Source organism: Peptoniphilus timonensis JC401 (assembly GCF_000312025.1).
Classification (GTDB): Bacteria; Bacillota; Clostridia; order Tissierellales; family Peptoniphilaceae; genus Peptoniphilus_A; species Peptoniphilus_A timonensis.
The window spans coordinates 425569-448558 of the sequence record NZ_HE978593.1 but is presented as its reverse complement, the minus strand read 5'-3'; the positions used below and the strand labels follow the sequence as shown (position 1 = coordinate 448558).

The 22990-nt window shown below is 28.3% G+C and carries 17 protein-coding genes, 5 pseudogenes and 1 other annotated feature; of the genes and pseudogenes, 5 read left to right on the top strand and 17 right to left on the bottom strand.

Features of this window, described 5'->3' with window-relative positions; genetic code table 11:
• From deoC to HGPT_RS02145, 4 genes and pseudogenes are all read right to left on the bottom strand, one after another.
• Window positions 1-322, bottom strand: a 322-nt coding sequence (deoC, locus tag HGPT_RS02160; protein WP_019138248.1) for a deoxyribose-phosphate aldolase, incomplete at its 3' end; no start/stop codon positions are given.
• Entirely contained in the window at window positions 322-1047 is a 726-nt protein-coding gene (locus tag HGPT_RS02155; protein WP_019138247.1) for a YebC/PmpR family DNA-binding transcriptional regulator, read from the bottom strand. The genes deoC and HGPT_RS02155, both read right to left, overlap by 1 nt.
• A 113-nt stretch (window positions 1048-1160) precedes the next feature.
• Complete coding sequence (locus HGPT_RS02150) at window positions 1161-2483, bottom strand: sensor histidine kinase (RefSeq protein WP_019138246.1); 1323 nt, start codon at window positions 2481-2483, stop codon at window positions 1161-1163.
• Window positions 2470-3164: pseudogene (locus HGPT_RS02145) on the bottom strand (response regulator transcription factor). Before HGPT_RS02145 ends, HGPT_RS02150 begins: the two are co-directional and overlap by 14 nt.
• A gap of 134 nt (window positions 3165-3298) precedes the next feature.
• On the opposite strand from HGPT_RS02145, the gene HGPT_RS02140 reads away from it, so the two are divergent.
• The 4 genes and pseudogenes from HGPT_RS02140 (at window position 3299) to HGPT_RS02125 (ending at window position 7360) form a co-directional block, all read left to right on the top strand.
• Window positions 3299-4195 (top strand): ABC transporter ATP-binding protein, encoded by an 897-nt coding sequence (locus HGPT_RS02140; RefSeq protein ID WP_019138245.1) that lies wholly within the window; start codon window positions 3299-3301, stop codon window positions 4193-4195.
• A 4-nt stretch (window positions 4196-4199) separates the two neighbouring features.
• Window positions 4200-4955 (top strand): ABC-2 family transporter permease, encoded by a 756-nt coding sequence (locus tag HGPT_RS02135; protein ID WP_019138244.1) that lies wholly within the window; start codon window positions 4200-4202, stop codon window positions 4953-4955.
• A 9-nt stretch (window positions 4956-4964) separates the two neighbouring features.
• Window positions 4965-5678 (top strand): ABC transporter permease, encoded by a 714-nt coding sequence (locus HGPT_RS02130; protein ID WP_019138243.1) that lies wholly within the window; start codon window positions 4965-4967, stop codon window positions 5676-5678.
• A gap of 62 nt (window positions 5679-5740) precedes the next feature.
• Window positions 5741-5982, top strand: a binding site (T-box leader).
• Window positions 5983-6078: 96 nt separating this feature from the next.
• Window positions 6079-7360, top strand: a pseudogene (locus HGPT_RS02125) (O-acetylhomoserine aminocarboxypropyltransferase/cysteine synthase family protein).
• Window positions 7361-7838: 478 nt separating this feature from the next.
• On the opposite strand, the pseudogene HGPT_RS09645 reads toward HGPT_RS02125, so the two are convergent.
• The 3 genes and pseudogenes from HGPT_RS09645 to HGPT_RS02115 form a co-directional block, all read right to left on the bottom strand.
• Window positions 7839-7952: pseudogene (locus HGPT_RS09645) on the bottom strand (transposase); the annotation flags it as partial.
• Window positions 7953-8313: 361 nt separating this feature from the next.
• Window positions 8314-9657, bottom strand: a complete 1344-nt coding sequence (locus tag HGPT_RS02120; protein ID WP_040542388.1) for a C1 family peptidase — start codon at window positions 9655-9657, stop codon at window positions 8314-8316.
• A gap of 87 nt (window positions 9658-9744) precedes the next feature.
• Window positions 9745-10491, bottom strand: coding sequence for an AAA family ATPase (locus HGPT_RS02115; RefSeq protein WP_019138239.1), 747 nt, complete (start codon window positions 10489-10491; stop codon window positions 9745-9747).
• A 113-nt stretch (window positions 10492-10604) separates the two neighbouring features.
• Here HGPT_RS02115 and HGPT_RS02110 point away from each other — a divergent pair, with 113 nt between their 5' ends.
• Entirely contained in the window at window positions 10605-12071 is a 1467-nt protein-coding gene (locus HGPT_RS02110) for a helicase HerA-like domain-containing protein (RefSeq protein WP_019138238.1), read from the top strand.
• A gap of 64 nt (window positions 12072-12135) precedes the next feature.
• Here HGPT_RS02110 and HGPT_RS02105 read toward each other — a convergent pair whose 3' ends face one another.
• From HGPT_RS02105 to HGPT_RS10570, 10 genes and pseudogenes are all read right to left on the bottom strand, one after another.
• On the bottom strand, window positions 12136-13377 hold the full coding sequence (locus HGPT_RS02105) for a YkvI family membrane protein (protein WP_019138237.1): 1242 nt from the start codon (window positions 13375-13377) through the stop codon (window positions 12136-12138).
• Window positions 13378-13639: 262 nt separating this feature from the next.
• Entirely contained in the window at window positions 13640-14161 is a 522-nt protein-coding gene (locus tag HGPT_RS02100; protein WP_019138236.1) for a GNAT family N-acetyltransferase, read from the bottom strand.
• Window positions 14162-14292: 131 nt separating this feature from the next.
• Complete coding sequence (locus HGPT_RS02095) at window positions 14293-16215, bottom strand: vWA domain-containing protein (protein WP_019138235.1); 1923 nt, start codon at window positions 16213-16215, stop codon at window positions 14293-14295.
• Window positions 16216-16225: 10 nt separating this feature from the next.
• A complete protein-coding gene (locus HGPT_RS02090) occupies window positions 16226-17431 on the bottom strand; it encodes a hypothetical protein (RefSeq protein WP_019138234.1) in 1206 nt (401 codons plus the stop codon).
• Window positions 17428-19491, bottom strand: coding sequence for a hypothetical protein (locus tag HGPT_RS02085; protein WP_019138233.1), 2064 nt, complete (start codon window positions 19489-19491; stop codon window positions 17428-17430). Before HGPT_RS02085 ends, HGPT_RS02090 begins: the two co-directional genes overlap by 4 nt.
• Window positions 19492-19592: 101 nt before the next feature.
• A pseudogene (locus HGPT_RS02080) lies at window positions 19593-21385 on the bottom strand (oleate hydratase).
• Between the two features lie 98 nt (window positions 21386-21483).
• A complete protein-coding gene (locus tag HGPT_RS09640) occupies window positions 21484-21729 on the bottom strand; it encodes a TetR-like C-terminal domain-containing protein (RefSeq protein WP_245544085.1) in 246 nt (81 codons plus the stop codon).
• Window positions 21729-22073 carry a TetR/AcrR family transcriptional regulator gene (locus HGPT_RS09635; protein WP_245544084.1) on the bottom strand — a complete coding sequence of 115 codons (345 nt, stop codon included), beginning with the start codon at window positions 22071-22073 and terminating at the stop codon, window positions 21729-21731. Before HGPT_RS09635 ends, HGPT_RS09640 begins: the two co-directional genes overlap by 1 nt.
• 377 nt (window positions 22074-22450) lie before the next feature.
• The gene (locus tag HGPT_RS02070; RefSeq protein ID WP_019138232.1) at window positions 22451-22708 is read right to left on the bottom strand and encodes a hypothetical protein; all 258 of its coding nucleotides are present in this window, start codon (window positions 22706-22708) and stop codon (window positions 22451-22453) included.
• Between the two features lie 20 nt (window positions 22709-22728).
• Window positions 22729-22946, bottom strand: a pseudogene (locus HGPT_RS10570) (hypothetical protein); the annotation flags it as partial.
• Between the last annotated feature and the right edge of the window lie 44 nt (window positions 22947-22990).

The following is a 22990-nucleotide window of genomic DNA, read 5'->3' as shown; positions in this document are numbered from 1 at the left end:
CTTCTTTTACAGCATCAAATTTTTTAGACTTAAGAAGTCCAATATTAATTACCATGTCAATTTCATCTGCACCATTTTCAAGAGCATTCTTTGTTTCAAAAGCTTTTGTTTCCTTTGTGTTGGCTCCAAGTGGAAATCCAATTACAGTACAAACTTTTACATCAGAATCTTTAAGACTTTCGGCACATTTTTTAACCCAAACTGGATTAACGCAAACTGAAAAGAAATTATATTCTTTAGCTTCTTCTAAAAGTTTATCTATTTGTTCTTCAGTAGATTCAGGTTTTAATAATGTACGGTCAATAATTCTATTAATTTCCATTAATCTCTCTCCCATGAAGTAAAGACATCTGTAACATCATCATTATCTTCCAAAGCATCGATTAGTTTTTCCATATTTTTAATGTCATCTTCTTCTGTAAGAGATGTTTCTGTTTGTGGAATAAAAGTTATATCAGATTCGATAAAAGTATGACCTTCATCCTCTAAAACTTTTCTTACATTGTGATAATCTTCTGGTTCAGTAATAATTTCAAAAGCTTCTCCTCTGTCAATTACATCTTCAGCACCAGCATCTATTGCAATTAAAGTAAATTCATCCTCATCAAGTCCTTCTTTTAAAACTCCTAGAGAACCCTTTTTATCAAACATAAAAGATACACAACCTGGTTGACCTAAATTTCCAGCATATTTATCGAAAATATGTCTTACTTCCGGAGCAGTTCTGTTTCTATTATCAGTTAAACAATGAACCATAACCGCAACTCCACCTGGACCATAACCTTCATAAACAATTTCTTCAAAGTTATCGTCGTTATCTCCACCACCAGCTTTAGCAACAGCTCTGTCTATATTATCATTTGGCATATTTTCTGCTTTTGCCTTATCGATGGCAACCTTAAGAGAAGGGTTGTAATCTGGATCAAGTCCACCTTCCTTAGCTGCAACAGTTATTTGTCTAGCAAGTTTAGTAAAAATTTTACCTTTCTTTGCGTCTTCCTTACCTTTTTTATTTTTAATATTATTCCATTTAGAATGTCCTGACATTTAATCACCTTTCTATATAAATCACTATTTTTAGCATATTGATTATTATATTACAAATATTAAGTAATCGTCAATATTATGGGCATAAGATGATGCTTCTTAATAGTTTATTTTTATTTTAGATAAAAAATAAAAGATACACTTACATCTTGATTATAATTTTCTATTTTCATCTCTCCCTTATGGAGCTTACAAATTTGCTTTGATACAAATAAGCCCATACCATGTCTTTGAACATCTGATAAATTTTCTTCATCTAGTCTTTTTATAATACTTTCATCAATAGGTCTTCCCTCATTCTTAATTAATATAACTAATCTGTCTTGTAAAATTTCATAATTTAAAAAAATTTTTCCCTTTCCGTATTTAATACTGTTGTTTAAAATATTTTCCAGCATTCTATAAAATAAATGATTATCCATTTTTATTTTTATTTCTTTATTTATTTTATTCTCAAAAATAATTTCTTTGTCAGAATTTTCATTTAAGCTATTTACAAGTAACTTTCTTATGACAGAGATTGGATCCTTATACTCAAAGTGTTTATCACTAAGGTTCTCAAGACTATTTGTTAAATTTAAGTCCTCAATAATTCTACTTATTTTTAAAATTTGATCTTCAATTTTTTTGACTTCGTCTAAATTTTCTTTTGTCTTAATCCCTTCCATCTCCCAAGAAATTTTTGTGAGAGGAGTCCTTACGTCGTGGCTAATCCCTCTAAGCCAACTTGCTTGACTTTTTTTGAGATTTGTAAATTTCTCATTTGCTTCATTTATTGTTTTAGAAATTTCTTTTAACTCTCCTTCTTCTACTTCCACATAATCTTCATCGAAAATATTATTGATAGCTTTTTGAAGTGGATTTAATTTTTTAAAAATACTTTTAACTTCATAAAGATAAAATAAATAAACAAGTAAAGAAAAGAAGAGTATGCTAATTAATAAAATAAAAAAATTTATTTTTGCTAAGTCGTAAGAATAATAATTAAATGGAAACTTATCTAAGGAATTTTTTGGATAAGCTAAAACTAATATTCCATCATCTAGGACAAAAGTAAAAACGGGATAATCATTTAAGTAATACCTTGTAAATCTTACGACATCAATTATGTCAAATTTACCTTTAACTTCTACAGGCTTGTTAAAGCTTTCAATTACTTCTCCACTTTTATCAATTCTCATTGCCCAAATATTCTTTTTTTCTAAAAAGTTTTTATTTTCCTTTGTAAAATAATTATCTTTATTTTTATCTTCTTCCTTGTTCTCCTCTAAAAATTCAAAAACCTTATTTGGATCTATATACTTTTTTGAAAATTTAAAACTAGAATAAAAAATTCCAGTTAGGCAGGATAGCATTAAAAACAATAAAATTAATATAAATAATATAAACTTCTTTAGTTTTTTAAAAAATAATTTAACATTCTTAATTATCTCCAAGTAATTTGTATCCCAAGCCCTTTACTGTAATAAGTATTTGTGGATTCGCCGGATCTTCTTCAAGCTTATCCCTTAACCTATAAATGTGTGTAATAAGGGTATTTTCGTAACCAAAACTTTCTTCCCAACACTTTTCTAATATTTGATCTATTGAAACAATTTTATTTATATTAGTGGCAAGATAATCTAAAATTTTAAATTGCTTTGCCGTCAATTGTATCTCCTCGTAATTCTTTATTAACATTGCCCTCTCTCTATCAAAAACAATTCCACCAGATAAGATTATTTTTTCATTTTTATTTTGATAAGTTCTCCTAATGACTGCTTCTATTCTCCATAAGAGGTCTTCAGGCAAAAAGGGTTTTACAATATAATCGTCAACTTCTAAATCAAATCCTTCTTTCTTGTCGTCAATACCACTTAAGGCCGACAAAACAATCACAGGCAAGTTGGATTTTTTTCAAGATCTTTTAACAAGTCAAAACCACTCCCATCTGGAAGCATTATATCTAATATCATTAAATCAACTTTATTGTTCTTGAGTTTGAAATTTGCTTCTGCAATATTTTTTGCTGTTAAAAGATTACTGAAGCCTTTTTTCTTTAAAAAACTATACATACTATTTATTAAGTCAGACTCATCATCAACTAATAAAATCTTCGCTTCTCTAAAAATATTCATTTCTTTCTCCTTTAAAGCAATTTTATCACAATAAAAACTGATATTTGAAAATGTGATGTAAAAGTAATCTAGATAAAATTTCCATGTGATAGCAACTTATTATAATGAATTTACTAAAAAGAGAGGAGAAGAAAATGAATAATATTTTAAAAATTGAAAACCTTAATACATCTTATGGAAAAAATTTAGTTTTAAAAGATATTAATTTAGAAATCAAAGAAGGAAGTATTTTTGGACTGATAGGTCCCAATGGTGCTGGTAAGTCCACTCTAATGAAATCTATCCTAGGTTTAGTAGAGAAGGATTCAGGAAAAATAACTTTATACGGAAAAGAAATAAATGAAAAAAATCAAAAGGAAACAAATAAAAATTTAGGTTCCTTAATAGAAGCCCCATCTTTTTATGACCATCTCACTGCCTATGATAACTTAGATCTTATCTGTGATATGAAAAATATAAGTAAAGACAAGATTGATAAAACGCTAAGAGATGTCGGACTAATAAAAAGTAAAGACAAGAAAGTAAGAGAATTTTCACTTGGTATGAAGCAAAGGATGGGTATTGCAATCGCCCTTATTGGGAACCCAAAATATTTAATATTAGATGAACCCATTAATGGACTTGACCCCTATGGCATTGAAGAGATGAGGGACTTGTTCAAAAGAATTGTAAAAAATTCAAATACCAGCATCTTAATCTCGTCACATATCTTGGATGAAATCGAAAAAATTTCCACTCACATTGGCATCCTTAAAAATGGATCCTTAACTTACACTGGCTCCCTAGAAGAATATAGAGAACTTCATCCACCAGTAATTGTTTTAAAAACCTCAGATAATCTTAAGGCTTCAAAAATCCTAGCTTTATCTCAAGAAAATATAATTGACGACTATTTAGTCCTAGGTAACAAGAGTAAAGAAGAAGTTGCAAGAATAATAAAAAATCTTGTCAATGACCTTGATATTTATAGGGTCGAAAAAAGAAAAGAAAGTCTTGAAAAATTATTTATTAAAGAAACAAGTGCAAGGTGATCTCATGAAAAATCTAGAAATAAAAAAGAATAAGGGACTAAAATTAAATTTCACTCTTTTAATTTTATTTGCAATTCATTTATTTTCTATTCTTATTGCTTTCAAGACAAAAGACTTTCAATCTAACAAGTATCCTCTTGCAAGAATATTAGATTCTTATCTTGCATTTTCCTTATTCTTTAATCCCATTGCCCTATCATCACTTGTGAAAAAAGTAATTGAGATTGAAGAGAAAAATAATATGTGGCAACTGCAAATAAGTCTTGGCTTAAAGGTTCAGAAGATTTTGTTGGATAAAATCAAAAACTTGTCCATAAAAGTTTTCTTACTACAAATTCTTGAGTGGTTGATAATTATATTCTTAGCAAGTAAAAATATAAACTTTGACTTAGAAATAAACTTAATAAAAAGAATAATAATTTACTTTTTAACGACTTTATCAATTAACATTTCTATGATCATGATCTTCACAATAATTGAAATTAAAAGTAAAAAGATTTACTTCTCCCTTTTCTTTTCAATTGTTGGAGCAATGTCTGGAATAATTACTATGCTAACATCAAAGTTTTTATCACAAATAAATCCCTTTGGACTCTTCGCCACTATTTTAAATATAAATTATGCAAGAGAAGGACAAGTTTTTATACAGACTATGAATAAAATAAATTATCTCACATTGCCAATAAGTTTAATTTATATTCTTATCGCTTTAATTTACATCATAAGACTTAATAAATATTCACTTTCAAAGGACATCTAGGAGGTATTCATGTTAAAAACAGAATTTAAAAAATTAAAATTATTTTCACTCTTAACTACAATATTAATTATTCCCCTTCTTGCAAATATTTTTGGGACAATAAACTATTTGCAAAATCAAGAAATTTTAAAAAATAAATGGGAAAGTCTTTGGACACAAACATCCCTATTTTACTTCATGTTTTTTATAATCCCACTTATAGCAATTATTGTTTCAAGTCTTTGGTCAGTGGAACATAAGGCGGGTCTAAAATTAATTAGAACTAGCCCAATAAAAAATATTCGTTTTATAATGAGTAAATCTATTGTTGCCCTAATACTAATAAGTTTATGTCAAATATATTTTATAGTTTTATTTATCATGAGTGGAAAATTCATCTGCGGATTTAAAATTGAAGGTCTGGGCCTCTACTTTTACTACATTGGGATAAGCATCCTATCTTCTATTCCAATAATTTCTATAATGAATTATCTAAGTTTGAAATTTAAGTCTTTAGGTTTAATAGTTCTTATCTCTATTTTGATATCAATTTTTGGCTTCTGTCTTGTAGCACAAAATATATTGCCGATATTTCAAAATATTATAGCTTCAAGCAAACTCGCCATTACAACAAATCATTTTGAACTAATAAGTAGAAATGAAGGATTAAAAATGATCATATTTTCCTTATTTGAGACTCTTATTTTTACAATTTTAGCAAATAAATTCTTAAAGTATGAGTAATTATAAAATAATTTATTTAAAAATATCCTTGACAAAAAAATTTTCTCAACTTATAATTCAAAACATAGACTTTGAAGAGGAGAGTACATTGTAAAACTTTTCACAGAGAGATTTCATTTGGTGAAAGAAATCAAAAGAATTGCTTTGGAACATGGCCTTGGAGTCTTCGCACCGAGACAATAGTTTAGACTGCGACAGGTACGCCTGTTATAGCGTTCGGAGTATGTTGGTACTCTATGAGGTTATTTTAGCGATAAAATAATAAAAAAAGGTGGTAACACGAAGCACAGCTTTCGTCCTTTAGGGACGGGAGCTTTTTTTATTTTATAAAAGCTTTTAAAATATTTATTTTTTATTTCCTTTAAGATGCCGACAAGTATTTAAAAATTAGGAGGAAAATATGACAAAGAAAAATTTAGGAACCTTATGTGTTCAAGCTGGTTATGAACCCAAAAATGGAGAAGCGAGAGTTGTACCTATTGTACAATCAACAACCTTTAAATATGACTCTTCAGAACAAATGGCAAACCTTTTTGACTTAAAAGAAGCTGGTTATTTTTATACAAGACTTGCAAATCCAACAAATGATGCCGTTGCAAATAAAATTGTCGCTCTTGAAGGCGGCGTTGCAGGAATTTTGACTTCATCAGGACAAGCTGCTAACTTTTATGCACTGTTAAATATTTTAAAAGCAGGAGATCACATAATTTCATCATCAGCAATTTACGGTGGGACTTATAATTTAATTGCAAATACCTTAAAAAACTTTGGAATTGAAGCAACATTTGTTGACCCTAATATTTCAATTGAAGATTTAAATAAAGAATTTAAAGAAAATACTAAAGTTGTATTTGGAGAGACTCTTTCAAACCCATCGCTTAAAGTATTGGATATTGAAACCTTTGCTAGAGCAGCACACGACCATGGAGTGCCACTTATTGTTGACAATACCTTCCCTACACCAATTTTTTTAAGACCAATTGAATGGGGCGCAGATATTGTTACTCACTCTACTACAAAATACATGAATGGATCTGCTAACTCTGTTGGTGGTGCAATTGTTGATTCAGGAAATTTTGATTGGTCAAAATATAAAGACAAATTCCCTGGACTAACAGAAGCTGATGAATCCTACCACGGTGTTGTCTTTACAGAAAGCTTTGGAAAAGGAGCTTATATTACAAAAATGACAACAACTCTAATGAGAGACCTTGGAAGTATCCCTTCACCACAAAATTCTTTTTATTTAGGTATAGGACTTGAAACCCTTCATTTGAGAATGCCAAGACATTTCGAAAATGCACTTGCCCTTGCAAAATATTTAAAATCTAATGATAAAATATCTTGGGTTAATTTTTCTGGATTAGAAGATGACTCACAACATGAACTTGCACAAAAATATTTGCCGAAGGGATCCTGTGGTGTAATTGCATTTGGAATCAAAGGCGGAAGAGTTGCTGCTACAAAATTTATGGACTCACTAAAACTTGCAGCTGTGGTAACTCACGTAGCCGATGCAAGAACTTGTGTCCTTCACCCTGCAAGCACAACTCATAGACAAATGAATGATGAAGAACTTAAAAAAAGCCGGCATTAGCCCTGACTTAATTAGAATGAGCGTTGGCATAGAAGATGCAGAAGATATAATAGCTGATGTAGAACAAGCTTTAAATTCCCTATAATATAAAATAATTATTTTATTCCATTTAAATATCTAAAAAAAGAACTTCTTAAATATCTTAAATCATAACCACCCGTCAAATGGGTGGTTTTGCATTTGCGGTACAAAGGTCCCTTAGACTTGTCGTGCCTCAATGGTGCCTTGTGATTTACCACTTGCATTTTTACTTGCTAATCTCTAAAAAGGTCTGTGTTATCCATTGTTATTTGATCACTCATTTCATCTTCTTTAAGTTAATTATGAATATTCTCTTTTATTGCTTTTTGTATTCTTACCTGCTGTATCTAAAAAATTTCCCCATCATTAAAATTTTCTTCCTCTGTATTTGTATTTTAAATTGCCCCATTTATCACATATCATTATGCTACTCTTAACTTATAAAACCCATAAAGTTTTATATACTAGCCTCGCTAGTATTCCGATTAACATTGAACTTGATCCGAGCAGACTTCTCTTTCTATTAAATTTACTCTTTTTCAATTACATAATTCTCTTAATATTGCTCTTATTTCCAATATTTTACTTCCATAAAATACTTTCCTTCTGTATTTCGACTCAAATATTATGTGGTACTTACAATTCCATTTTGTGTGTTATAAACTGAATGTATAAGTTAGACTCAAAAAAGATCTTGTTATTTTGTGTTCTGGTAAACCAAAAATTTATTTTAACACGGAGGTTTTTTTTTATTTGTTTTTCATCGCTAAAGCTAAATTGAAACCCAGCCAAGCCAGTGGTTCTAATTACAAATAGCCCGTCCTAAACAAAGGACGAGCTACCGTGATTCCACCTTTTTATCTTTATTAAAATAATAAAAACCTATCAGGGTCAATTAAGTCTTATCTCGATAACGGGAAACCCGCTACAGCCTAATATCGGTGTAGGACTAAAAAGATGCATTTAATTATCTTTTAAATAGCTTGATTTTAAAGTCATAAAATTAATCTTAAAATTTTAAAATTTTATACTTGCAAGAGAACCCATTGGATCCCATGGTTTCAAATGAATAGGTTCTTCTTCATAAGCCTTAATAACTTTTTCATCTAAATATTTTTTGTTTATAAGAGCTTGATACATATATTCATCAAACCATTCATCACTCATAACAAGATAACCTCTTTCTCCTGAATCTTTGCCCCATGAGTTTTCAACCTTATACCTATTTATTTTGTCATTTTCTTTATCATAATCACAACCAACAAAAACCATGGCATGAGTCATAAGTGACTCTTTATAGTCCAATCTTTCTTCTTTAGAAAAGTCATAATCTACATCTAGTAAATCAAAAACTTTTACACTTGAAAGATCAAGCGAGGAACCTTTTCTATTAAAAAATTGTCCAACATCACAACCAAACCAAACTGCTTCATCAGCTTGTAACTGTTTTAAAATTGATTTTTTCATTACATCAATAGGCACATTTACATATCTAACTTCATCTAATTCTTTTACATTTCCTAAAAAATCTACTGTATAAGATTTAAAGTAGGGTTTGTCCTTTGTAGGTGCATTAATTAAAGATATATAATCATCTAAATTTATATCTAAATAATTTTCGAAAAATTCTTGTGGACTTAAATTTTTATGAGAAATAAATTCATCATCTTCATTTCTAACTTCAAAATCAAATTTTTCTGGAGGTGTTCCCAAGGCTATTGATAAAATTTCATAAATTTTTCTCATATATTTTTCTTGTAAAGCTTTTAATTTTTCAATGTCTTTATTTTTTTCATAAGATTTTCTAATATTTTTTGCATACATTCTTAGAATTTTAGTTAAATAATTATTTAAACTTGCAGTTGCAGACGAATTTACAGATTCCTTCATTGCATATTGAGGCACCAATCCATATTTATTTATAATATTTTTGATCATGTCCCATTGACCACCATCACCCATTGGATCTGTCAGTATATGAGAAAGTAGCCTACTGTCTAAATCTTCATCAAGTGTATTTATTATTGATTCTAAAAAATAGTTGCATCTTTCAAGTTTGTCAAAAAATAAAGTATAATTTTTGGAAAGTTCAAATCCCTTTAAATTATATTTTTTGCAGAGTTTATATTCCATTAAATTTAGGGCTGCGAACATCCAACATCTTCCAGATTGTTTTTGATTTCTTATTTCTTTTTCTTTTAGTTCAATATTAAAAGAAAAAGTATTATTCTTATCTTCAAGTCTATCAATAGAAGCTTCAACAAGGCCATTATTTACAGCTGCTCTTTGTGCTATTCTATTGGCTCTATTTTTATAAAAATCTTCTCTACTATTTTTTAAAAATTCTTGTGTCAATTCCATAAAAGTTTTTCTCCCTTTCTTTATTAAATCTATTATCAAATTTCTCTTTATTATTAAGTATACTCTTATAATTGAAATTTTAAAATTTTACAAATCTTTTTCAAATAATAAATTTAACATTTTTTCTGGATTATCTAGAAAAGTTTTTGTTATATTATAAGCTTCTGTTTCTTTGTAGGTTTTTTTCTCTAATCCATATTCATTAAATTCAAAGATTTCTGCATCTGGAAATGCTAATAATATTGGCGAATGAGTAGCAATAAAAAACTGAGAATCTTCCTTTATTAATTGGTGGATAATATAGAGAAGAGACATCTGCGACGTTGGAGAAAGTGCAGCTTCTGGTTCGTCAAGTAGATAAATTCCTCTTGATCTAAATCTATTTAAGACAAGTGATCTAAAGCTCTCTCCATGAGATTGGCTGTGTAGGGACTTCCCACCATAATTGTCATAAAAATTACAATTACCAAAGCCAGATCTTTCTAAATCATCAACTTCTGTTGCAAGATTATAAAAAGATTCAGCTCTCAAAAAAAATCCATCTTTTTCCCTAGCTGGTCCCCTAGCAATTTCTAATAAACTACCAAGTTCAGAATGAGTATTTTTTGTTGCAAAATTAAAATTTTTAGATCCACCCTCTGGATTTAAACCAATAGCAATTGCCAAAGCTTCAAGCAAAGTAGATTTTCCACTCCCATTTTCTCCAACAAAAAATGTCACTGGCTTTTCTATTTTTATTCCATTAAAGTTTTTTAAGAAAGGAATGTTATTTAAATAGGAATCTTTTGGCAAATCTTCTTTATTTATTTTATAAATTTCTTTTATGTATTGCAAAACAAATCCTCCCCTCTTCATTTTCTATTTTATTATATCACTCAAAAAAATTTATTTGCTTTGAACTTGTGATAAGTTTGCTATAATAATCTTAGATGATAAAGGGGGCTATTATGGATAAAATTCTTATTGGCAAGGGAAAAAATGAAAATTATATTCTTTTAAATAAAATTAATAGACATGGTCTAATTAGTGGAGCTACCGGCACTGGTAAGACAGTGACTTTAAAAGTTTTAACTGAAGCTTTATCAGATGCTGGAGTTCCAACTATTCTTGCTGATGTAAAGGGCGATCTTGCTAATATTTCTAAGGCTGGAAAGATAAATGAAAAATTGCAAGAAAGGCTTAATTTTTTGGGATTAGCTGATTTTGAATTTAAAAATTATCCTGTTAATTTATGGGATATTTATGGAGAAAAAGGAATCCCACTTAGAGTGACTGTTTCTGAAATGGGTCCATTAATGTTATCAAATATATTGGGCTTAAATGACACACAAAGTGGAGTCTTAAATATAATTTTTAAAGTTGCTGACAGCGAAGGTCTTCTTCTAATTGACCTAAAGGATTTAAAAGAACTAATAAATTATGTGTCTGAAAATCGTGATGAAATTAGCAAGACCTACGGCAATGTAGCTAGTCAAAGTTTATCTGCAATTTCTAGAAAATTATTATATGTTGAAGATGCTGGTGGAGAATTGTTTTTTGGAGAGCCTGCTCTTAATATAAATGATTTATTAAGAACTGATGCCACAGGCAAGGGTTTTGTGAATATTATAAATGCCAATAAACTAATTTCAAATCCACTTTTATATTCAATGTTGTTGTTATATTTGTTATCAGAAATTTATGAAACTTTCCCTGAAGTTGGTGACTTAGATAAGCCTAAATTAGTGTTTTTCTTTGACGAAGCCCATTTACTTTTTAACAATACGCCAAACATTTTAAAGGAAAAAATTATTCAAGTTGTTAGACTTATTAGGAGTAAAGGTGTCGGTGTTTTCTTTATAACACAAGATCCTTTAGATATACCTGAAGAAGTTTCTTCACAACTATCCAATAGAATTATTCATCAATTAAGAGCTTTCTCACCTAAAGAATTAAAAACTATTAAAACAGTTGCCGATACTTTTAGACAAGATGATTCTATTGATTTAAAAGAAGCAATTATAAATTTGAGAACTGGCGAAGCAATAGTCTCTTTTGCTGATGAAAGTGGAGCTCCAACAGTGGCTGATAAATCAATGATTTTAGCTCCTCATTCTTCTTTTGATGCTCTTAGTGATCTTGAATATAGAAATTTAGTTGAGACTTCAGATCTTTATAATAAATACAAAGATGTTTATGACAGAGAATCTGCTTATGAAATTTTAAAAGAAAGATTTGAGAGGGAGAAAATCGCAAAAGAGAGAGAAGAAGAGTTAGCAAAAAGAGAAAAGGAACTAGAAAAAGAAAGAAAACAACATGCAAATAAAAAATCTTACGTAGACAAGGGCATAGATTCCATGTTAGGTACAATTACTAGAAGTATTGGTCGTGAAATTGCAAGAGGAATACTTGGTTCTATAAAAAAGAAAAGATAATTGCAAAAATTAAAGGTAAAAAAAGACTGGATTTTAGTTTTTAACTATTTCCAGTCTTTTCTACTTAATTATCTTTTTCTTCTTCTAGCTCTTCTTCCACTTCTTCCTCAACAGCCTCTTTTATTTTATCATTTTCTATAATTGAAGCTTCAGCAAGTTTATTTAGTTTTTCTCTGTCTTTCTTGCCAAAATCTTCATCGTCATCTAATTTTTTTCTAGTAAGATCACTCATTTGATCTCTCTTTTTATTTTCTGATTTTATTGCATCTCTTTCTTTAAACCAAGCTACAATGAGGATAATTATTAATATAAGTCCTAAGAATCCAAGTATTGGGTATAAAAGGGCCATTAGTTTCTTAAATCCCATAAAGGATAAAGCAAATCCAAGTAAAGTGAAAATTACTAAGTTTCTCTTAAATTTTTCTTCTGTCAGTGACAATCTCTTAGCTGCTGAATAAAATAATGAGATGGCAGTATTAAAAATCATTCCAAAAATAATTAGTGACATTGCAAGTCCCATGTAAGGATGTACATTATTTAAAATTATTTGCATTGGTATATCAGCATCTTTAACATCATTTAGTGCAAAGAAAAGAGTAAGACCAACTAAAGCTGTAAGAATTGCAACAAGTCCACCACCTAGCATTCCCCCAGCTCTTGCTTGAGAAGAATCAGTTCTACTTCCACCTAATACAAAAGCCATAGAAATACTTGAAATCATACAAAGTCCAAAATAATTAATTGTTGATACTGCAATATTTGGAAGAGATGATCCCATTGATTTACCTAATACATCTAGAGCTTCAAAATCTGGATTTGCCTTCACAATTGTATAAATAGCTCCAATTAAAGTAAAAACTAAAACTAAAGGTGTGAAAAATCCTATAACTTTTGTCACTTTTTCAAAATCCATCATTCCAACAACAATAATTAATAAAGTACAAATTAATGAACCTATCCATGGTGCTAATCCAAATTGTTGCTCAAGATTTGATCCAGCTCCTGCTATCATTACAAAACCCATTAAAAAGCAATTTAAAATTAAAGCAAAATCCATAAATTTTGTAACAAATTTTTCCGAAACTTCTTCTAAAACATCAATATGACTTTGTGCGACAAAATGACTTCCCAGTTGAAGCACTATACCCCCAACAAATATATGAAGTACACCTATACCAATTAATCCGTAAAGTCCGTCTTTCCCAAAGGAAATAAAATATTGCATAATTTCTTGTCCACTAGCTAAACCCGCACCTGTAAGTACACCTACGTAAGCCAAAATTATGCTTATAGTTTTTTTATCCATGTATTCTCCTTATTCTCCAATTAATAACTTAACCCTTATATATTATCACAATGAAAATAAATTACAAATCTATACTTGATAAAGAAATATTACATAAATAATTACTAAAAGATATTTCTTTTTTACTTTAAACATTTTATCTCCCCTTATTTAATACTTTAAACATTTGTAAATAACTTTTGTAAATATCTATTATATTAATAAATTTCATATTTAATTCACTTAATTATTTTCATTAATTAAATTATTTAAATTAATAATTTTATAACTTTTTTTCTATTAAAATTAGATTTACACCTTTAAGTCTATTAAAAGTACATGGTATACAATCAATTTCTTCATAATCTAAACTTTTATAAAGAGATCTAGCTTTTTTATTTTTCTCATTTGTATCTATTCTCAAATATTTACAATTGTTACTCCTTGCATATTCTTCATAAAATTTTACAAATTCTTTTCCATAACCTTTTCTTTTCGTATCCGGATCTACAACAAGTGTGTGAAGAACCATAACTTCTGAATCCTTTGCTGTATATCTCCACTTAGCTTTTTCATAAACATCTACTTGCTCCTGATTAATTATCCCAGAAGCTATAATGACTCCATTCTCCTCCATGACAAATAAGTCATTTCTTTTAAGAGCATCTTCTGCTGTTTTTCTAACTGGATAAATATCTCTTTTCCAGCCAATGCTTGTTAAGCCTTTTTCTTCAGCTAGATGTATCTTACCGTAAATCTTTACTACAAAGTCTATATCTCTTGTATTTGCTTTTCTTATTATCATTTTTATCTCCTAAATTAATTTTTAAAAATTTATATTTGTATTATCTTAAAATATATTATATAACACAAAAACTCTTAAGATTATTTCTAATCCAAAGAGTTTAAAAAATTTATAAAATGAAAAATTATTATTTAATTGTGAAAAATTGATTCAATATTTTTTTTGACTAATTTTAAAAGTTCATTTGTCAATTCTTGAATATCTTCTCCCAAAATGATTCCGTGCTTATATTTAAAAGAATCATTCCAGATATAATTAAAGGTTTTTGTATCTATATTTGATATTTTTCCTATTTGAATTGCATAAATCTCTATTCCATCTTCGATTAAATCCCTTACAATATCTTTTGTTGAACCAGGAAAAGTAGAAGCTCCGTCTGTAATTTCAAATATTATTTTGTATTCTTTTTTAGAATTTATTCTCATTTTTTGCTCATCATCTATATTATTATATAAGTCCCTAAGACAAGCTGCATCCTCAGTAGTTCCATCACTTGCATCAACTTTTACTATAGAAGATATAATTTTTGATTCCTCTAAATCCTTCTTGTCTTTAAAGTCTTTTATTTTATAATGATTTTTTCCGAAAAACCACGTTTCAGTCAATACTTCTATTTTTTGATTTGTCTTTTTTGCCTCAATTTGCAAATAATTATTAAAGTCTTTTATGGATAAAAGAGTAGCTGCTAATGTTTTTCTTGTTGCTTCAATTTTCTCTTTATTCATAGATCCTGAATTATCTATTAAAAAAGATATTTCAATTTTTTCTGGCAAAAGTTTGTTATGAGATTCTAAAAAATTCTTATCAAAAATTTTAAGTTCTTTATAATTCCCCTTTTGTTCTGCTTCAACAAAGTCTGGGTAATTGTATATTAAATCATTTACATTTAGTTTTCCCCTTGCCTGTCTATTTCTTTTTACATTAATTTCTTTTTTTGCAGAACCTATTAACTTTTTCCAAAACTCTCCCATTTCTTTTCTTTGTTTGTTTGTCTTATTTACATAAAAATTAAATAGCTCTAGATCCTTCTCATTAACACCATAAGATTCCAAATCTTTTTTATCAAATTCTCCAATAGCGTTCATGTTATTAATTTCTTGATTTAGAATTTCTTCTAGTGTTTCTTCCACATCTTTTCTTGTAGACTCAATTTTATTGGAAGATTTTTCTTTTTTACTTTCTTCAAAAAATTTTTTTCCTTCTTCTCCACTGCTTTCACTTGTTCCCATGGAGTCGATTTCTTCTAGCCAATATTTTTTAAAACTTGGGTAAATAAAAGATTTTATAAGAGGATCTCTCCTTCTTATACCTTCATCTTCATTGATTTCTTTTATTAATTCTTTAGTTAAAAATTTATAGATAGACTGTGAAAAAATTTTAGTATCAAATTTCCCTTCTATTTCAGAAACTAAACTTTCATTTTCACTATAAATATTCCAAATCAAAAAACTTTCTGAGAATCCCTTGTGAGCTAATGAAGAAAAGATTTCTTCAGGGTCAATTTTTTCTCTCATATAATTTATAATTTTTTCTTTTTCTTCTTCATCTCTGTAAACAGGACAGCTTTCTAGAACTCTTAGAAAAGCTGTATATTTATCTATTTCAAATAAAAAATCTAAAATTTCACTTTTTACATATTCTCTTATAGTTTTTATATCAATTTTATTATCATCATCTAATAGTTCATTAGTTTTTTTTGAAATAATATAAGTAATTTCATCAATTTCTTTTTTCCACGTAATATCTCTATCTAAATAATATTTAGGATTTTTCTTCCAATCTGGATATAAAGCTAACTCATTATATATGTGCCATAAAACCTCATTATTATTTAAATCATCTTCCACAAAAGTAGCTAGTGGAAGATACAAAATAGATTCACTTGCTTTAAGAGAAAATTTTTCTAAACTCTTAGATCTAATATATCTGAGGCTCTGATCCCTAGTAAAGGTTGCGAGAGATTGTTTATGATTTTCTAAAAATATCTTTAGATTTTCTTCAGCTTCTTTTTTTATACTGTTTTCATCTAAAGATTCTTTACTTAATCCAAACATTTCTTTCCTCCTAGTCATATAAACTAATTCTTTTCAGTTTATCTAAAGAATCAAGTCTATCAATATTTAAAATTGAAAAATTGCCATTAAAATCCACAGATAAAAAATTTGATGATTCTATTGGTATGAGATTTATTAAAAATAGTTCAGACAGAAAAACTTTAGAATTTAATTTCCACTCTCCCATATTTTCTTCCAATAAATATACAAATCCATCTTCTGTAAGAATAAGAGCACTTCCATTTTTTGATGAAATATTAAATAAATTTCCTTTAATTTTTTCTTTTTCTAAATTTATTACTTCTTTCTTTTCTAAATCATAAAGTGCAAACTTTCCACTTTCTCCTAAAATTACGCATATATTTTTATCTAAATTTTCATTTTCAAGAAGAGCTAATTTCTCAATTCGACCTTCAAAAATACTTTTATTGACCTCAATTTTGATTTCCTTATCAATAAAATTTGCCTCTAAAAAATTTCCATCACTTGTTGCAATTGCAAATTTAGAATTAGAAATTTTAATCAACGAACTAATTTCTGCTTTTATAATAGATAATTTAATTTGATTTAAAACTTTGACTTTAGAATAGTCATCATTAAATCCTAATATTAATAAGTGATTCCTTCCTAATTGACATAAAAATTTTTTATCTGATAAATTAATAATATTTTCAAAACCTTTGAATTTTGTTTCTACTTTATTGATTTTTAAAGAATTAATATTCTCAAAGAAATCCTCACTATTTTTGCATGAAAAAATAAATATTTCTCCACTTACAGTAAAAACTAAAAATTTATCTTCATTTATTTGATAGCAAAAAATTATTAATTTGTTAAAATTTTTTATAGGAGAACTTAATTCTAGCTTAGATTTATCTTCGTCTAAAAATCTCCCAAAAAAAGATTTTTGATTTGATTCACAAAAGAAAAATATATCTTTTTTTATCTTTAAATAAGATTTCAAATAACTTTCAGGCTTAAAAGTTCCCTCTATTTCTATAGGAGAATTATTTATTTTTGTTTCATATAAATCTGGAGCATATAACCTATAATAAGATAAAAGTTCCTTCAAAATTATATTTTCATTTTCTTCAATTGCTAATAATTTATCTTCAAAAGCTTCTTCTAAATTACCCTTTTCTAAACTCTCATTTAAATCTTTTCTTAATTTTATTAAATTTTCTTTAAATTCATTTATATTTATAGAGAATTTCATTTTTTACTTTTTTCCATATCTTCTAAATACTCCAGAAAAAATTTAGAGTATTCTAGCTGATTTAATCTTTTATCAAATTCTTCATATTCTTCCAAAGAAATTTTATCTTCTTTATCAATTTCTTCTAAAAAACTTTTAAGATTCTCTGGCACTTCTTTTCTTTGAGGACTTGGACCAAATAATATTTTTATTAAATCTAGATAACTTAAACTTTCTGTTTCTCCCCTTGTGTATTCATAAGGTCTTGTTCTTATTTCATCATATTCAAGAGTAACTTTTCCAAGATTTTCATTGTTTATCTTCCAGCCATCAGATTCTTTAAAAAATCCAAATCTCAGAGCTTGGGAAAAAATGTATGCTTGATCTTTTGGCTCTGTAATAGAACTAATAAACCCGTCCCATAAAGCCATACTTAAATCTTTTTCTTCTCCTAAATTCCAATTATCTAATACTCTTAAAATATTTCTCAGTGACAAAACAGATTCTTTTAATTCTGGTGAATCTTGAGATAACTTTTTATTTTCATCAGATATTAGTTTTCCCATGAAGACTTCTTGAGTTATTCTTGAAAGTTGTGCCAATCTAAAAAGTTCTTCTAGAGTTTTTGTAGGCGTTGGAATGTGTAAATTCCCATTATTATCCGCAAGTCTAACTAATATTATTCTAAAGAGTTCATTCTCTTTATTATCCTTTTGATTCTTTAAGGATCCAATAGTGTTTTGATTTACATAATTATATTCTATTGTTTGAAAACGAGATTTAAAAGCTGGATTGAAATCATTGGTTGCTTCATAACTTACAGAATCAGTTGAAAGATTCCCTGTACCAATAAGACCAAAACCTTTTTTTATTTTTACCGAACCAACTCCAGTAACATAAGCATAAGATCCAATCTTACTTTGTAAAATATCATTTAAACCTATTAAATTTTGCATAGCTATAGTGTTAAGCTCATCTATAATAACAGGTCTTCCCTTTTTTACAGCTAGTAATATTTCTCTTTCTATCTTTTTAACCACTGTTCCATAAGTTGTATTTCTAGCGATAAAAATTTCAGATATACTATCCCAAAGCTTACTTTTTATTAAATCTTGTTTTTGTGGATTCATTTTTTCTAATTCTTTTTCATGAGATTTTGTCCAAGTAAAATATTGATCCACAACCTTATCTATTAAGTCTATGTTACTTTCTCTAGAAGAAGCTTTTTCTAAAGATAAAGTCTTTTCTACAAACATATCTTCATAAGTTAAATTGTAAGAGCCAGAAATAAAATATGGATAGATATTTTCTCTTTCTTCTTGATTTCCAGATTTTAAAATATTTTTATAATAATTTCTCTTATTTTCTCTTAATTCCCTAAACTTATATATAGCTTCATCTTCACTTGCATTTTTATTTTTTAAAAACCATTTTTCTAAATCGTCTTCTAATTCTTCTTGAATAATATTTTCTATAGTAAACTCCATTGCTGCTTCTCTTGCTATCTGTGTTTTTCCACTTCCCAAGTGCCCAATTATATATACTGGAGTCCCTTGTTTTAATGATGAAATTATCTTTTTCTTCGCATCAACAACATATTTCACTTCAACTAGACCCTTGTTATATCCAGTTTCTATATCTCTCATTAACTGTCTTTGATAATAAAATTCCCAAGCTTCAGGAGATGAATTTATAATTTCTTTCAATTTTCTAGAATATTCATTAATTTTATTGATTCTATATCTTGTGGCAGGATTACTTCCAGCAAAATTACTCTTATAATTCCTTTGACTTAGATTTCTTTCGTATTCTAAGAAAAAATTTTCATATTCAATTAAATTTTCTAATTCTTCAATAATCTTTTTTTGTTTATTTTTCTCGTATTTTAAATAATCTTCATACTTTTTTAATATTGAACTTTCTTTATTCGTTTTTTTATTTAGTTTTTCATATTTCCTAAAAGTTTTAAAAAATTCTCCTGATTCTAGATTGGATTCATTTTCTTCTGATGCTTTGCTTCTCAAAACATCTTCATAGACTTTTTGAATTTCATCCAAAGTAGGTATAGCTTGATTATTCAAGTTGTTTTATTCATGAGAATACTCCTTTATTTTATAGTTTAAAAAAGGGACGATAATTAAACCGTCCCAAATTTTTAAATTAATAATTTAATAATAAACTATTAAATTATATGAAATTCTTTTAACATTTCTTCTATATCTGTGCCTTTTATAAGTTTTGCAACTTTCATCTTTTGTAGTGGACTAAGTGGAAGTTCAGGTTTTTTGCCATCTGATAGTGCAACCATTCCATTTAGGAGATATCTTAAATCATATCTTGAAGCAAAAACTTCTGGTACAGCTTTTTCAACTCCACAAAGAACATAAACTGCTTCCATAGCTGTTCTTCCTGAGTATTCTGTTGTGAATACTGTATCTCTTCCTGGATCGTCTAAAGTTTCAGCAAATTGTCCTAGAAAAGCAAAGTTTACTCCACCCTTTGGAACAACATATGGTCTATCTCCAGATTTTCTAGGCATAAATTGAGATGTGATATAAGGCATCATAACTGGTACTGCTGTACAAGTTTCTGCAAGTTTATCAATTTCATTTACTGGTACGCCAATGTGGAATAACCATTCTTTTGTAATTTCTTTACCAGTACAATCTCTCATTTTCTTCTTGATGAAGTCACCTTCTACATCTGTGAATAGACCATAAACCCATACAGCAACATCATTTTCAGGTTGTTCTGGATATTGTCCTTGTCTATTAATTGTCCAAGACATTAACCAGCTTGAATCAACACAAGTTACAATACCACCTGTTACAGTTTTTCCACCATAAGGGCTTCTCTTTGTAATCTTTTCAATATATTTTGGAACGGATTCATCGTGACAAGTTACTGTACAAGATTCCCAGTTACTCTTTTCAACATCAGAACAGAAAACTTCTGGATGTCCAAAATCATCAGATTTTTTAGCAATATTTTTCCACATTTCCCAACAACCACTTTGTTCATCTGAAAGTTCAGCTGCTGTGTTGTCATCTCCATAACTAGAATTTTCAGTCATAGAACCATTTGTAATGAATAATAAATCATTTTCTGTCAAATCAATTGACTTATCATTTCCATCTTTATCTTCAGCAATATTTTTGTAGCAACCTTTTTATTTTCTGAAATATCAAAATCAACATCAGTTACCTTAATATTATATTGGAATTTACAGCCGTGATTTTCAAGATATTTAACCATAGGTTTTACAATTGAATTGTATTGGTCATATCTTGTAAATCTAAGGGCAGATAAATTTGTAAGTCCTCCAACGTGGTGGATGAAACGATTTAAATATAATTTCATTTCAAGAGCAGAGTGCCAATTTTCAAAAGCAAACATTGTTCTCCAAAGTGTCCAGAAATCCGAATTTAGAAGACCATCTGAAAAAATATCTTCAATAGCTTTGTCTTCAAGCTTTTCATCTTGAGTCATGCATAATTCTGCAATTTCTTTAACTTGATCTTGAGTAAGATTAAATTTACCATCATCATATCTTTCACCTTGTTTGTGAGTAATACGACAATTACTAAAGTTTGGATCGTCGTAGTTAGTGTAGAAATAATCGTCTAAAACACTCATTTCTGGGTCTTCTAAGCTTGGGATAGAACTCCAAATATCCCATAGACATTCGAAGTGAGCCCCAGTTTCTCTACCACCACGAGCAACATATCCTCTAGTGTCCATGTATTCACCGTCAAGTGAACCACCAGGAATATCTAATTGTTCTAAGAAAGTAATTTTTTTACCTTCCATGTGAGCATCTCTAATTAAGAAACAAGCTGCAGTAAGTGCTGCAATTCCAGTTCCAACTAGATATGCAGATTTTTCTTCAATACCTTCTGGTTTTCTAGCCTTAACTAATCTTTGAAAATCTCCATTAGTTAATTTAAGTCTTTTATCATGAGTTTTAAGTTCCATAACATCCTCCTTATATAGTTCTTTATCTTCCTTCTATATTCATTAGACCATTATTTTGATAAAGTGTCATCTCCCAAAAGAGGACATTTGGGGTAATTTTACCCAACATCAAAGTTTTGGGTAAACTCTTTTAGATTCTCACTTCTCTTTAAAGATAACAAAATATTACCGTCCATTAGCTCTCCTATTCTGCGTGCAATAGCCTTTGGATCTGTCTTCATGTCAGTCGCTACCCATTGAATCAAAGAAGAACTTAGAGCACATTGATAAAAATAAGCAATTAGTTTTATATCAATTTCCTTTGCCTTAGTATCCACAGCAACTCTTCTTACATATTTCCTCATTATTTCTCCTGAAATAGAAAAATATATTTTTCCAATTCAATCTTATAATCAGATTCATACATGTGCTTTACAACTTTTTTATTATCTAAAATAAACTTAGCAGCTAAAATAAAACTCTCTTCCCATGATAAGGTCTCATTGAACTCCTCAATTACCTTTTCAAGTTCTTCATCAAAAATTTCCTTAATCAATTGAGGTAAATTTTCATAATGATAATAAAAAGTCTTTCTTTCTATCTTACATTCCCTTGCTATCTCCGTTACAGTTATATTATGTAAACTCTTTTTATTTAAAAGATTTATAAACTCTTTTCTTATCAAATTTCTAGTATAGTTTTTTGCCATAAAAAACCTCTTTCTTAGAATTATTATAATTTCTTTAGTCAACTTTATTAGTTTCACATATCTCTAGTATCATTATAGTTATGATTTATTTTATTAGTAAAATTCTAAAATTTTCAAACTTTCTAAATTAAGGCATTTAAAATTAAATATTTATTTTTAATCCTTATAAACAATTATTTATTTTTCTCAAGGATAGCGACTAATTCCACATGGCTTGAGTGGTCGGTATGGATAAAATTTAATTTTTTTAAAAAGCCTCGTATGTGGGAATAGGTTAATCAATAAGCATCTTATAATTTATTATATCATTTTAGAACTAAGAAAAAACAGCCCATAAAAGAGCTGTTTAATTTATTTTCTTGTTTTAGTCGAATTACTTATATTAGATGACTAGCAAACATTACTATAGGAAGTAATAAGATCAAAAGGACATTTAACGTCATAAACAACTTATCCTTTTCCTTTACCCCAAATATTAAACCTATTAGTCCAATAATTGGGCAAACAAACATTGATGTGAGTCCAGTTGGTTTTAGGTTTGTATAGTCTTCAAATATATCTATTGGCAGTAAGTAGGAAATCACAAATATTACGAGTCCAAGTAGAAATAATTTTTTACTGATATTTTTCTTCATATGTTTCTCCTTCTTTGGAATTATATTGTTCGAATTAAATCTATAGTCGGTCTCTCTAATATCTTATTTAAAGAAAAGTGTAGATGATTAGATTAATACCATTTACGACTAATGAGAATCCAAGAAAGCTTTTGCAGTCATAATATTTTATTAAAGAATTCATTCTTAAATTAGAAGTGATTAATGATTTTACTAACATAACACATAAACTTGTTATAATAGAAATTGTAACCGACTTTTCAAATTCATTTGTTTATCATTGAATTTTATAAACATATTCAT